This is a genomic window from Xanthomonas sp. NCPPB 1826 (genome assembly GCF_056725285.1).
Genome location: NZ_CM161521.1, coordinates 730,634 through 743,431, shown reverse-complemented (window position 1 = coordinate 743,431; position 12,798 = coordinate 730,634). Strand labels below are relative to the sequence as shown.

Here is a 12,798-nt window from a genome sequence, read left to right as displayed (position 1 = left end):
CCCTGATCCCTGCATTGCGATGCCCAAGCTGATCATCTTCGATTTCGACGGCACCCTGGCCGACTCGTTCGGTTTCTTTCTGAGCACGCAGCGCGTACTGGCCGAGCGGCACGGCTTCCGCGCCGCGCAGGCGCATGAGGTGGACGCCGCACGCCGCCTGAGCACCCGCCAACTGCTCAAGCAATCGGGCCTGAGCAGCTGGCGCATCCCGCTGGTGGCTGCCGACTTCATCCGCCTGATGCGTGCTGCCCCGCCGATGGCCTTGTTCGACGGCATTGCCGGGGTGCTGCAGACCCTGAACGCCCGCGGCACCTGCCTGGCCCTGGTGTCGTCCAACTCGGTGGAAAATGTGCAGCGCGCGCTGGGCGAGGAGCTGAGCGCGAAGTTCGCAGTGATCGACGGCGGTGCGCATCTGCTGGGCAAACAGCGCGCCTTGCGTCGCGTGTTGCGCAGCACCGGGCATACCGCAGCGCAGGCGGTGTACGTGGGCGACCAGGTCGCCGACTGGGAGGCGGCGCAAGCGGTGGGACTGCCGTTTGCCGCGGTGACCTGGGGCTATGCGCATCCGGACGTGTTTGCCGGCTTGGCTGGGGCGCTGTTGATCGAACGCGTGGATGACTTGCTTGCGTTGGGCGGGGAGTAGGCGGCGGGGATTGGAGATCGGGGATTCGCCAGAGCGAGAAGCTTCCCGGTGCTGCGTGCGCACGTACCCTCACCCGCCCTTCGGGCACCTTCTTCCGATGGGACAAGGGATGTGCGATCTCGGTGCGCGGGGTGATCCGCCCGGACAGCGCCGACTGCTAGACCCCACCCACCCTCGGTAATGGCGCCGGCACGTTCAACATGCCGCCCGCTGCCACATACGCCGCCAAGGCCTGGCCCTGGCTCAGCAGATGGCCGTGCATCGTGCGCTCTGCGCCTTCGGCGTCGCCGCGGCGTACGCAGGCCATCAGCTCGCGGTGCTCGGCCAGCGACTGCGCCATGCGCCCGGGCGTCAACAGCTGCCGGCCGCGGTGCATCTTGAGGATGCGGTGCAGATCGTGGGTGACCCGGATCAACCACGGATTACCGGCGTACTGCTGCACGGTCTCGTGGATCAGATAATTGTTGCGGTAGTACTCGGCCAGGTCGCCAGCGGTGGCGGCGGCTTCCATTGCCGCGTGCAGCTCTTCCAGGCGTTGCACGCCGGCCGCGTCGATGCGCTTGACCGCATCGTGTGCGCAGCGGCCTTCCAGCATCGCCATCACCGGGAACAACTGATTGAGGTCTTCCAGCGTCAGCCGCGTGACCCGGCTGCCGCGGCCGGCGTCCAGCTGCACCAGGCCTTCGGCGGCGAGCAGCTTGAGGCTCTCGCGCAGCGGGGTGCGGCTGATGCCGAGTTCCTCGGCCAGCGCCGGCTCGTCGATCCATTCGCCCGGCGGCAGCGCGTAGTCGTAGATCTTCTGGCGCAGGCGCTCGGCCACTTCCTCGTACAGCGGTACGCGCTTCTTGGCGTTGCGCGAATCAGGGGCGAGGGTCATGGCAGGCGGGTCGTCGATGCTGGCGTGGGGGCGCCCATTCTACCGGGGCGCCCCAATACCCTGCCGGACGCGGGCCGGATCACAGCCAGCCCGGCACCACGAACAGCAGCCAGGCCACCAGCGGCCCCAGCAACACCACCAGCCCGCTGTAGACCAGGAAGCGGCGGAACAGCGCGTCGCGTTCTTCCTTGGCGGCCGAGGCCACCACCAACGCACCATTGGTGGAGAACGGGCTGACATCGACGATGGTGGACGACACCGCCAGCGCGCAGATCACCCCGGCCGCACCGAGCTGGCCCTGCATCAGGAACGGCACCGCCAGCGGAATGGTGGCGCCCAGCACCGCCGCCGACGAGGCGAATGCGGAGACGATGCCGCCGACATAGCAGACCAGCAGCGCCCCCAGCAGCGGCATGCCGATATGCGACACGCCGGTGCCGATGTAGTCCACCGCGCCGGCTTTTTCCAGCACCGCCACATAGGTGACCACGCCGCTGATCAACAGCACCGTGGACCAGCTGATGCCGTCCACCGCGCCCTTCTGCGCGCTGGGCGAGATCAGCGCCAGCGCCACCGCCACGGTGATCGAGACCAGGCCGACGTTGAGGTTGTAGACCAGCGCGGCGACGCCCAGACCGAGCAGGCCGACCAGCGTGATCACCCGATCGCGCGTGATGGCGACCGCCTCCAGCGCCAGCGGATTGGTCGACAGGGTGCCGCCACCGGCGGCCACTAGCGAACCATGCCCTTCGATCGCGAACGGGCGCTTGGAGGCCTGGTCGTCGGCCACCGCCACATACTGCGCATCGGCCAGCGAGACCTCCTGCCGACGCATCAGCTTGAGCCCGCCGAAGGCGCAGAAGCAGATGATCGCCATCATCAGGTTGAAGCCCAGGCTGGTGAGGAACACCGCCATCTCGGTGACATCCAGCCCGGCCTTTTCCACTACCTTGTTGGTGATGCCGCCATACACGCTGATCGGCGAAAAGCCGCCGCCCTGCGCGCCATGGATCACCAGCAGGCCCATCATCAAGGGATTGATGCGGTACTGCTTGGCAAAGCGCAGCGCCACCGGGCCGATGATGGCTACCGCCGCCGGCCCGAGCGCACCGAAGGCGGTGAGCAGGCCGGTGATGACGAACATCACCCAGGGAATGGCGACGATGCGCCCGCGCACCGCACGCACCGCCCAGTGCACCAGCAGATCGATGGTGCCGTTCTTCTGCGCGATGGCGAACAGATAGGTGATGCCGACCAGGGTCAGGAACAGGTCGCCCGGAAAGCCGGCCAGCACCTCCTTGCCGTCCAGCCCCACCCACACGCCACCGATGATGAAGGCCAGCGCGAAGGCCACCGCGCCCATGTTGATGGGCAATGCGGTGGCGACGATGAACATGATCACCAAGCCAAGAATCGTTGCAATTTGCGGGGTCATGCGCCCTCCCAGACACCTGATACGCGTACAGCACGGATGGCCACCCGCCACCCAAGGGTCACGCCGTGTGCAGCACCTGCTCAATCGTCATGCCGCGCGCTCGCATGCGGCGTTGACCCACTCGACCACCCCGTGGGTGCTCTGAAATTCGTCGACCGATCGCGCTTCGCAGCCCGGCACGCGCTCGCGCGCCATGCGCGCCAATGCGCTGCCGGGTCCCAGTTCGAGAAACACCCGCGCGCCGCGTTCGGCAGCCTGCACCAGCACCTCGGACCAGCGCACGGTCTGGGCGATCTGTGCGGCCAGCGTGTCCACCACCAGGGCCTGCGTGGTGACGGCACGCGCATCGATGCCGGCCAGCACACGCAGCCTGGGCGCCTGCACGGCCGCATTGTTCAATTCGACGGCGAAGGCGTCGGTGGCCGCCCGCAACCACGGCGTATGCGCCGGCACGCTCACCGGCAATGGCGTGACGCGTGCGCCCTGCGCCTGCGCTGCATCGCCCAGTGCCTGCAGTGCAGACTGCGGGCCACCGAGCACGGCGTGGTCGTCGCCATTGACGATGGCGATGGCCGCGCCGTGCGTCTGGCACAGCGCCTCCAGCGTGCGCAGCGGCAGGCCGAGCACCGCCATCAAGCCGGCATGGTCCGGGCTGGCCGCGTCCATCAGGCGCGCGCGGGTGGCGGCCAGCTGCAAGCAGGTGGCGATCTCCATGCTGCCGGCAACCGCATGCGCGGCCAGCTCGCCGACGCTGTAGCCCAGCACCAACACCGGCGTGGGCAGCTGCGCACGCAGCACCTGCCAGTGCGCCAGCGTGCCGGCGCAGACCAGCGGCTGTGCGATGGCATTGGTGTAGCGGGAGTTGTCAGCGGCCAGCGTTTGCGCCGAGGCGCCAAGCAGCTCGCTCGCGGCAGCGATTACCTCGGCCGCGGCAGGCGCATCGGCAACCCGCGCGAACATCGCGGCGTGCTGCCCACCCTGGCCGGGACAGAGCACGGCCAGGCTCATGCGGTGGCCTGCTTGCAGAACATGCTGTGCCTTGTGCGAGCGTCGCCTTCATTCGCACTGTGGGCATTTTGTTCCGTGACCAGGACAAGCACGCCGTTCACTGAGACAGTGCGAAGGGCCGCGCCGCCACACGCCTGGATGGACGTTGCCTTCGCAGGTGCCAGTGGTCGACACAGGCTCATGCCGTCTCCTGACAGTGCAGGAACCAGGCACAGGCCAGCAGATCGGCACTGCCGCCCGGGCTCAAGCGGCGCTCAACAAATTGCGCGCCGATCGCGTGCAGGCACGCGCACCACTGCGGATGTGTGATGCCGCCATCGTCCAGAAACGCATGCGCCTGCACCTTTGCGTAAGCCAGCCCGTCTTGCCCGCCGCGGTGCAGCAGGTTGAGATCGTCGACCTCGGCAACCAGGTGCATCAAGGTCTGCGCCAGTGCGGCCTCGCGCGTGGCGCCGCTGCGCAGTGCGCTACGCAGAGACGGCAGTGCGATCTCGCGCAGCAATGGATACCCTGCTGCGGCCTGTTCGCGCACGCCACTGATCCGGAACGCCGCGCGCACGCGCTGGCCATTGCTGCATGGATCCAGCGGCGCGGCCCGCAGCGCATCGCGCCACTCTTTTACCGCGCTGCAGACTGCTTCGCCGGTAGGGACATGCCCATGCACGGCACGCAAGCGCGCCGCCTGCGCAGTGAGCAGGCCCAGGCTGAAGATCGCACCGCGGTGGGTGTTGATGCCGCCGGTGGCGCGCAGCATCGCCGCTTCGGCCGCGATGCCGAGCTGGCGCAATTGCTCGAACGGCGCGTTGTCGATACCGGCCTGTGCAATCGCGACGAAGTAGCCGCGCAGGGCGAACAGGCTGCGCAGGAATGTCGACGCGTCCATATCGGCATGGCTGCCGCTGTCGAACGGCGTGACCAGGCCGGGTTTGGGCGCGCAGCCAAGTTCTGCATGCAGGGCGGCGACCGCCAGCCGCCCCAGCCGATGCGCCAGCGCGCTGGCAGTGCCGGCTTCAGGATGCGATGCGTCTTGTCGGGCTGCACTGTCTTGCAGCTCGCCATGCGTGCGCGCAGTGCGCGATGGCGCATGCACGCGGTTCGAACCAGCGCCTTCGAGCGCGAGGCGCAGTAGCGGCTGCGGCGGTACGTCGTGCGGTGCTGCCGGCGCCGCTGCCGGTGTCGGGGCGAGCGTCGATTGGCGATCGGCACGAATCAGGCGCGTCGATTGGCTGACCGCATCAACCAGGGATGGTGCGATGCCCATTTCCTTGGCTCCTGTCACTGGCCGCTGCCGCTCCACCGCCTTGCAAGGCGTCACGGAGCGCCTGGCATCGGCAGTGCGATCGACCAGCGTGCTCATGCCGCGCTCCATACCGCAAACAGCGCGCTGCGCGGCAGCAAGCGGCAGCCGTTGGTGGACTTCACCAAGACCTGTTGCGCGCTGCCGGCGTACTCGCGCCAGTTCACCGCGGTGTCGTCGGGCAGCAGCAGTTCGCCGTCTGTGCGCAGCCCGTGGCGCTGTTCCCAGCGCTGCAGCACTGTGACCACTGCCTGCGCCTGCTCGGGTGTGGCGATGGACCACAACAGGTCCAGATCCGATTGCGCGTGCACATACGCAAGCCCTGTCAGGGCCTGCCATGCGAAGCTGCCGAAGACGCGCGGCTGCAGGGCGTTGGCATTGCACTGGGTCAGCAAGGCCTGCAGTGCAGGCTGCATCGCGGCGGGTGCGGCTGCGATCACGGCATCCAGCGCCAATGGCGCGGTGCTGCGCGCAACCTCGTCCAGGCCGGCGCTCAATGCCAGGCGCTGCTTGCCTTCGTCTGGCGGCAATGGCACGCCCAGCCGCAGGCTGCCGGGTGCCTCGCTGCCATCGCCACGCGCCACCACTGCCGGCAGACCTGCAGCAAACCACTGCTGCAGCCGTGGCTGCGCACCCGGCGTCAGCGCTTGCCAGCGCGCGCCGGGATGCAGCCACACCAGTGCGTGGCGGCCGGGCATGCTCAGCCCTCGCCCGCGGCCACGGCGGCAGCGACATCGCGCGCCAGGGTGCGCCCGCCACGCTGCGCGCCAAGTGCCCGGCGTTGATCGCCATCGCTGGGCGCGGCCAGGGCATCGCCCAGCGCCTGCGCCAGATCGCCGTCCCAGAGCGACTCCACCGCGCCCATGCGCACGTAGTTCTCCACGCCGGGCGCAAACACCGGCGAGCTCTTGCTCAGCGCCTGCAAGGTGTCCACGCTCTGCTTGGTGACGCGCGCCATCGCGCGCAGATCCATCACGCGGATCTGCGCATCCGGCAATGCGTGGATATGGTCGGCCATCAGACCGAACGACAGAAAGCCGCCGCTGACCGATTCGCCATACACCAGCGTGACCAGCCGCGCGCCGCGCTTGCGCGCCAGATCCAGCGTGCGTGCCAGATGCGCGAAATAGCCGTTGATGCCCAGCAGTTCGTCGCGGCGCGCCAGCCGTTGCCCGGCGGTATCGGCCAGCATCACGATCGGCCGCTGCGGATGCGCGCGCGTGCTCGCCAACACGGTCGCCGCCAGTGCCAGCGCGTGGTCCACGCCGACTTCCAGCTTGTTGGCGGTGCCGATCACGGTGACCTCGCCTGCGGCCGTGGTGGCACTGCCGGTGAGCACATCGTCGTTGCGGGCGATGGCGTGGCCGAGCGGAAACAGCTGGTCCAGCAGTTGGCTCAGTTCCATGGCGTGCTCCGGTCGGCGGTGGCGGCGAGGAAGGCGTCGGTGTCCAGCAGCGGCAGGCGCTGCGCCTCGACAATGCCCTGCCGCTGCCAGATCTCCAGGCCGTCGCGGCAATCACCGTAGGCGGCGATGCGCGCGGCCAACTGCTGCTGTGCAAGTTCCAGCGCCTGCAATGCGGCCTCGCCTTCCGGCTCTGCCAGCGTGTCCAGTGCCTGCACGGCGGCATCGACGAATGCGGCGATGCGGTCGGCCACCAGCGTCTGCGCCTCGCCCAGCAGATAGCGGTGCTTGCCGCCGGTGACGCGCCACACCAGGGCGCGATCGCGCGCGTCGAACTCCTCCACACCCCGCACGGTTTCGATCACGTCCGGGCCGGACAGCGACAGGCGGCCTTCTTCGGACATGATCACCGCGCTGCAGCAGCGCGCCACGATGCCCATGCCGCCGAAAGCGCCGTTGCCGCTGCCGATCAAGGCCAGCACCGGCACGCCGGCGGCGCGCGTGTTCAAGGTGGCCCGCATGATTTCGGAGATGGCGATCAGGCCGGCGTTGGCTTCATGCAGACGCACGCCACCGGTGTCGAGCAGCAACATCACCGCCGCCGGTTGCGTAGCGGTGGCGCGTTCGAGCAGACCGGTGAGCTTGGCACCGTGCACCTCGCCGACGCCGCCGCCCATGAAGGCGCCTTGCTGCGCGGCGATCAGCACGTTACGCCCACGCAGCGTGCCTTCGCCGACAACGATGCCGTCATCGAAGGCGCCGGGCGTGTCCAACTGGGCCAGATGCGGGCTGATCAGGCGACGACGCGGACCGACGAATTCGCGGAAGCTGCCGGCATCCAGCACGCCATCGATGCGCTCGCGCGCATCGGCCTCGTAATAGCTGCGCTCGGCCATGGGAATGGTGGTGCTCATACGTATCTCCCAACAACAAGCGTAGGAGCGCACCCGGGCGCGACTGAAGCGTTACCGGGAAAGCCCGTCGCGCCCTGGTGCGCTCCTACGAGATTGCTGCGGTCGGCACTATCGACAGTGGTGCTCCCGACGACGCGCGTAGGAGCGCACCTGGGCGCGACTGCAGCGTTACCGGGAAAGCCCGTCGCGCCCTGGTGCGCTCCTACGGAATTGCTGTGGTGTGCCAGTTCGTTGTGGCAGCGCTCGGCACTATCGACAGTGGTGCTCCCAACGACGCGCGTAGGAGCGCACCCGGGCGCGACTGCGGCGTTACCGGGAATGCCCGTCGCGCCCTGGTGCGCTCCTACGGGGTGAGAGGGGTGGCTCATGCGGCGGCTCCCTGCAGGACGTCCAGCGCCTGCTCCAGGCGCAGGCTCACCACCGCTGGCGTGGCGCCGACATCGTTGATGCTGATGCGCACATCGCGCAGCGGATGGCGCGCGGCGAAATCGTCCAGCACCGCCTGCCAGATGGTGCCGAACCCGCGCGCGGCGGTGAGGATCTCGATCTCCATCGCGCCGTCCAGCGGCACGCGCTCGACCAGCACTTCCAGGTTGCCGGAGGCGACCACGCCGACCAGCGCATGGTCCAGCCCGGCGCGTGCGCCATGCTGACCATCGAAGCGATACCGCAGGGTTTCCATGCTGTGCCCCTACCAGTTGCGAAAACGTTTCGGCGGGTCGTACAACCCACCGGACCAGCGCACCAGGTCCTTGACCGTGCGCGCGGCGAGCAGGTCGCGCGTGGCATCGCGTGGACGGATGCCCAAGTCTTCCGGCCGCTTGATGACGCCGCGATCGCGCAGGTTTTCCACCGCGCGCTTGTCGCGGCCCAGGCCGACGGCGGTGTAACCGGACACGCCACGGATGGCCTGCTCGCGCTCTTCGGCGCTGCGGCACAGCAACAGGTTGGCGATGCCTTCCTCGGTCAGCACGTGGCTGACGTCGTCGCCGTAGATCATCACCGGCGGCAGCGGCATGTTGGCGCGCTCGGCCAGCTCCCAGGCATCGAGCCTGTCGACGAAGGCCGGCGCCATGTGCTCGCGGAAGGTTTCCACCATCTGCACCACCAGCTTGCGTCCGCGCGGCATCTCGCCGGGGCGCGCCGCCTCGCGCCCGGCCTTGAGCCAGGCGTCGCTGGCGTGCCGGCGGCCGCGCGCATCCGAGCCCATGTTGGGCGCGCCGCCGAAACCGGCGATGCGGTCGCGCGTGGCGGTGGAGCTGTTGCCCTGCAGATCGATCTGCAGGGTGGAGCCGATGAACATGTCGCAGGCATACAAACCAGCTGTCTGCGACAACGCCCGATTGGAGCGCATGCTGCCGTCGGCGCCGGTAAAGAAGATGTCCGGGCGCGCGGCGATATAGGCCTCCATGCCCAGTTCCGAACCGAACGAATGCACCGAGTGCACGAAGCCCGATTCGATCGCCGGGATCAGCGCCGGATGCGGATTGAGCGCCCAGTGCCGGCAGATCTTGCCCTTCAGCCCCAGCGATTCGGCATAGGTGGGCAGCAGCAATTCGATCGCGGCAGTGTCGAAGCCGATGCCGTGGTTGAGCCGGTCCACGCCGTACTCGGCGTAGATGCCCTTGATCGCCATCATCGCCATCAGCACCTGGATCTCGGAGATCTGCGCCGGGTCGCGGGTGAACAGCGGTTCGATGTAGTTGGGCCTGGGCGCCTGGGTGACGAAGTCCACCCAGTCGGCCGGGATGTCCACGCGCGGCAGCGTGTCGACGATCTCGTTGACCTGCGCAATCACGATGCCGCCCTTGAACGCGGTGGCCTCCACGATCACCGGGGTGTCTTCGGTGTTCGGGCCGGTGTAGAGATTGCCGTGGCGGTCGGCGGCCTGCGCGGTGACCAGCGCGATGCGCGGGGTCAGGTCGATGAAATAGCGGCCGAACAATTCCAGGTAGGTGTGGATGGCGCCGATCTCGATGCGGCCCTCGCCAACCAGCCCGGCCAGGCGCGCGGCCTGCGGGCCGGAGAACGAGAAATCCAGCCGCTTGGCGATGCCGCGCTCGAACACGTCCAGATGCGCGGGCAGCGACAACACCGATTGCACCATGTGCAGGTCGTGCACGCGCGCCGGGTCCACCTCGGTGAGGCAGCGCGCCAGGAAGTCGGCCTGCTTCTGGTTGTTGCCTTCCAGGCAGACGCGGTCGCCGGGTTCGATCACCGCCTCCAGCAGCGCCACCACATCGTCGGCGGCCACTACGCGCCCCTGCGGCGCCAGGGCTGCGGCGCGATGCAGGCGCTGGCGCCGGCTTTCGGCCTGGGTGTCCCACTGTCGACTCATGCGTCTGCCTCACCGGGCCGGGCCCGTAATGTCGAAGTAATTACATCGTAATTATGGAGACCAGCTGTGTCTAGCCGCGTTGCAGCATGGGCGGCAGGGATGTCCAGGCCGGTCAGCCGGGCGACAGGCAGGCGCTTGCGGACCAGCACACTTCGATATATCTTTTCGCCATACTTCGATATATCGAATGACGATGCGCTCCCACCACGACGACCTGCCGAGCGAGCTCGATCCATCTGCGGCGCCCAGTGCGACGCGCCGCGGCGGTGCCGGGCGCGCACGGCCGCTGGAACATGGCGACCTGCGCTTGCTGCTGCTGGCGCTGATCGAGCAACAGCCGCGCCACGGTTATGAGTTGATGCGGCAGATCACTGCGCTGTTCAAAGGCCTGTACACGCCCAGTGCGGGCGCCATTTATCCAGCGCTGGCGCAGCTCGAAGCCGATGGCTGGGTGCAGACCGCGCTGGACGAAGGACGCAAGCGCTATCAGGTCACAACCTCCGGCCGCACGCATGCGGCGCAGCACCGCGACGCACTGGATGCGGCGCTGGCCCGCACCCACCGCCGCGCGCGCGAGCTGATTAAGGCACAGACCCCGGCGCCGATTCGAGAGGCCATCCACCGCATCAAGCACGGCCTGTTTGCGCGGCACGGGCAATGGACGGATGCAGAAACCACACGCATTGCCGCGCTACTCAACGCCGCCGCTGACGGCATGGAGCGCGACGACGGCTGAGTACGTCTATCGCCGTGATCCGAAGCCAACCGATACCGGTTTGAATGCGCCTTGCGGCAGTGACGCGTCATCGCGGTGGTTGCGTTGCGCGGCGTCAGTGGCATGCATGAACTGCCGTCCCTGCGCTGTTCCGCGATTTGATCAGCGTGTCGCTGCAAGACATCGACCTTGCTTGTTTGGCAGATGCACGCGGCTTCGCCTGCAACTGCATCCGCCCCTGCGGGGTACCTTCTCCCGATGGGAGAAGGGTGAGCAACAACCGCTTTTTTTCGCCAGTCGGCTAGATCGTCGCATCACCGTTTGCAGTCACTCCCCCGCCGCGCATCTGCGCGCCACATCCAGGAATCGCACTACATGGCCATCCACACCCACACCCAACTCCGCCGCGATCCGCGCCTGCGCTCCGTGCAGGTGGTGCGCTGCGAATCGCTGACGCCGCAGATGCGCCGCATCGTGTTTGGCGGCAGCGAACTTGCCGGCTTTCAGAGCGAGGCACCGGACGATCACGTCAAGCTGTTCTTCCCCAATGCCGATGGCGCCTTCGTGCTGCCGACGATGACGCCGGACGGCCCGCGCTATGCCGAAGGCGCGCTGCCCTCGCCCGGCCGCGATTACACCCCGCGCGCTTTCGATCCGCAAAGCGGCGAGCTGAGCATCGACTTCGTGCTGCACGGCGACGGCGTGGCCTCCAGCTGGGCGGCGCAGGCACAGCCCGGCGACACGCTGAAGATCGGCGGCCCGCGCGGCTCGTTCCTGGTTGCCGACGACTACGACCACTACGTACTGATCGGCGATGAAACCGCGCTGCCCGCGATCGGCCGCTGGCTGGAAGCGATGCCCGCCGACATGCATGCAGAGGTCTTTATCGAAATCGCCGATGCGGCCGAGCGCCAGGAACTGCTCAGCGCCGCCGAGGTGGACGTGTACTGGCTGGAACGCAACGGCTTCGATGCCGCCAGCAGCACGTTGCTGGAAGACAGCCTGCGCGATTACGAGCCGCACGACGGCGACACGTTCTACTGGATCGGTACCGAATCCATGCGCGCGCGTGCGATGCGCAAGTTTCTGGAAGAGCACATGGGCGTGGACAAGGACTCGGTGCGCGCGAAGGGGTACTGGAAGGCGAACCCTGCTGCGGAGTGAGGCGTTGGCGTGCGCCTTGTGGCGGGCGGAGGGTGGAGCTGTCGCGGCCTGGGCCGCTCCTACAAAAGCCGGGCGGTTACGCTCAAGCAAAAGCCCGCCGATTGGCGGGCTTTTGCGTTCCGCACATCGGTGCGATCGCTCGCACCGATGCATCGACTGCGCTGCGACTTACTTGGCAGCAGCAGCGTCACTGGCCTTGGCCTGCAGGGCTTCGGTGGTGATGCGGATCTTCACTTCGTCGCTGACGTTCGGGGCGTACTGGCCCACGCCGAAGTCGGTGCGCTTGATGGTGGTGGTGGCGTCGAAACCGGCGGCCGGCACCTTCTTCATCGGGTGCTCGCCGGCACCGTTGAGGGTGACGTCCAGCACGACCGGCTTGGTCTGATCCTTGATGGTCAGGTCGCCGGTGACGGTCAGCTTGTTGGGGCCGGCCGCTTCGACCTTGGTGCTCTTGAAGGTGGCGGTCGGGAACTTGGCCGCGTCGAAGAAGTCACCGCTCTTCAGGTGCTCGTCGAACTTGGCGGTGAAGCTGTTCAGGCCCGACAGCGGCAGGGTGACCTGCACGGTCGACTTGGTCACGTCGGCCGCGTCGTACACCAGGGTGCCGTCGACATTGCCGAAATGCGCGCTCGGGTTGGAGAAGCCGAAGTGGCTCCACTGCGCGATCACGTCGGTGTGGCTCGGATCCAGCGTGTAGGTGCCGGAGGCCACTTCCACGGCCGGCGCGGTCGAGGCGGCCGGCGCGGCAGCCGGGGCCGGAGTGGTGGCAGCGGCATCGGCCGGTGCGGTGGCGGCCGGGGTGTCGGCAGCCGGTGCGGCGGCGTTGTCGGCCGGCTTGGAACAGGCGGCGATGGCCAGGGTCAGGGCGAGCGGCAGCAACAGTTTGTGGGTGGTCTTCATTGAAACTCCTTGAGATGAGGGACCGCATTGGATCAACGCGGATGGAACAGACGCAGACGGACGAGGACTGCAGGAAAATCGAAACGGGCGCCCGGGGCGGATTGC

General features: G+C 67.9%; 13 protein-coding genes. 3 read left to right on the top strand and 10 right to left on the bottom strand.

All coding sequences use genetic code 11. The annotated features are described in order from the left end of the window. The first annotated feature begins 19 nt into the window (after positions 1 to 19). On the top strand, positions 20 to 643 hold the full coding sequence (locus AC1PLA_RS03230; RefSeq protein ID WP_481105586.1) for an HAD hydrolase-like protein: 624 nt from the start codon (positions 20 to 22) through the stop codon (positions 641 to 643). 157 nt (positions 644 to 800) lie between these two features. Here the strand turns inward: AC1PLA_RS03230 and AC1PLA_RS03225 are convergent, their stop codons facing one another. From AC1PLA_RS03225 to mdcA, 9 genes are all read right to left on the bottom strand, one after another. Then, the gene (locus tag AC1PLA_RS03225; protein WP_024937864.1) at positions 801 to 1,520 is read right to left on the bottom strand and encodes a GntR family transcriptional regulator; all 720 of its coding nucleotides are present in this window, start codon (positions 1,518 to 1,520) and stop codon (positions 801 to 803) included. Positions 1,521 to 1,599: 79 nt separating this feature from the next. Beyond that, positions 1,600 to 2,955 carry an SLC13 family permease gene (locus tag AC1PLA_RS03220; protein WP_039523211.1) on the bottom strand — a complete coding sequence of 452 codons (1,356 nt, stop codon included), beginning with the start codon at positions 2,953 to 2,955 and terminating at the stop codon, positions 1,600 to 1,602. A gap of 87 nt (positions 2,956 to 3,042) precedes the next feature. Continuing rightward, complete coding sequence (gene mdcH, locus AC1PLA_RS03215; protein ID WP_481105585.1) at positions 3,043 to 3,963, bottom strand: malonate decarboxylase subunit epsilon; 921 nt, start codon at positions 3,961 to 3,963, stop codon at positions 3,043 to 3,045. Positions 3,964 to 4,141: 178 nt separating this feature from the next. Beyond that, entirely contained in the window at positions 4,142 to 4,954 is an 813-nt protein-coding gene (gene mdcB, locus AC1PLA_RS03210; RefSeq protein ID WP_481106150.1) for a triphosphoribosyl-dephospho-CoA synthase MdcB, read from the bottom strand. A 362-nt stretch (positions 4,955 to 5,316) separates the two neighbouring features. Next, positions 5,317 to 5,958 carry a malonate decarboxylase holo-[acyl-carrier-protein] synthase gene (mdcG, locus tag AC1PLA_RS03205; RefSeq protein ID WP_481105584.1) on the bottom strand — a complete coding sequence of 214 codons (642 nt, stop codon included), beginning with the start codon at positions 5,956 to 5,958 and terminating at the stop codon, positions 5,317 to 5,319. 2 nt (positions 5,959 to 5,960) lie between these two features. Next, the gene (gene mdcE / locus AC1PLA_RS03200) at positions 5,961 to 6,665 is read right to left on the bottom strand and encodes a biotin-independent malonate decarboxylase subunit gamma (protein WP_102255571.1); all 705 of its coding nucleotides are present in this window, start codon (positions 6,663 to 6,665) and stop codon (positions 5,961 to 5,963) included. After that, positions 6,656 to 7,558, bottom strand: coding sequence for a biotin-independent malonate decarboxylase subunit beta (locus AC1PLA_RS03195; RefSeq protein ID WP_181143293.1), 903 nt, complete (start codon positions 7,556 to 7,558; stop codon positions 6,656 to 6,658). Before AC1PLA_RS03195 ends, mdcE begins: the two co-directional genes overlap by 10 nt. A 382-nt stretch (positions 7,559 to 7,940) precedes the next feature. After that, the gene (mdcC, locus tag AC1PLA_RS03190; protein ID WP_016902872.1) at positions 7,941 to 8,258 is read right to left on the bottom strand and encodes a malonate decarboxylase acyl carrier protein; all 318 of its coding nucleotides are present in this window, start codon (positions 8,256 to 8,258) and stop codon (positions 7,941 to 7,943) included. Positions 8,259 to 8,267: 9 nt separating this feature from the next. Continuing rightward, entirely contained in the window at positions 8,268 to 9,914 is a 1,647-nt protein-coding gene (gene mdcA / locus AC1PLA_RS03185; RefSeq protein WP_481105583.1) for a malonate decarboxylase subunit alpha, read from the bottom strand. Between the two features lie 193 nt (positions 9,915 to 10,107). On the opposite strand from mdcA, the gene AC1PLA_RS03180 reads away from it, so the two are divergent. Both AC1PLA_RS03180 and AC1PLA_RS03175 read left to right on the top strand, forming a co-directional pair. Continuing rightward, positions 10,108 to 10,650 carry a PadR family transcriptional regulator gene (locus AC1PLA_RS03180; protein WP_046345573.1) on the top strand — a complete coding sequence of 181 codons (543 nt, stop codon included), beginning with the start codon at positions 10,108 to 10,110 and terminating at the stop codon, positions 10,648 to 10,650. A 354-nt stretch (positions 10,651 to 11,004) separates the two neighbouring features. Continuing rightward, positions 11,005 to 11,793: a siderophore-interacting protein gene (locus tag AC1PLA_RS03175; protein WP_024937873.1), complete on the top strand. Its 789-nt coding sequence runs from the start codon at positions 11,005 to 11,007 to the stop codon at positions 11,791 to 11,793. A gap of 168 nt (positions 11,794 to 11,961) precedes the next feature. Here AC1PLA_RS03175 and AC1PLA_RS03170 read toward each other — a convergent pair whose 3' ends face one another. Further along, entirely contained in the window at positions 11,962 to 12,693 is a 732-nt protein-coding gene (locus tag AC1PLA_RS03170; RefSeq protein WP_481105582.1) for a YceI family protein, read from the bottom strand. Positions 12,694 to 12,798 lie beyond the last annotated feature (105 nt).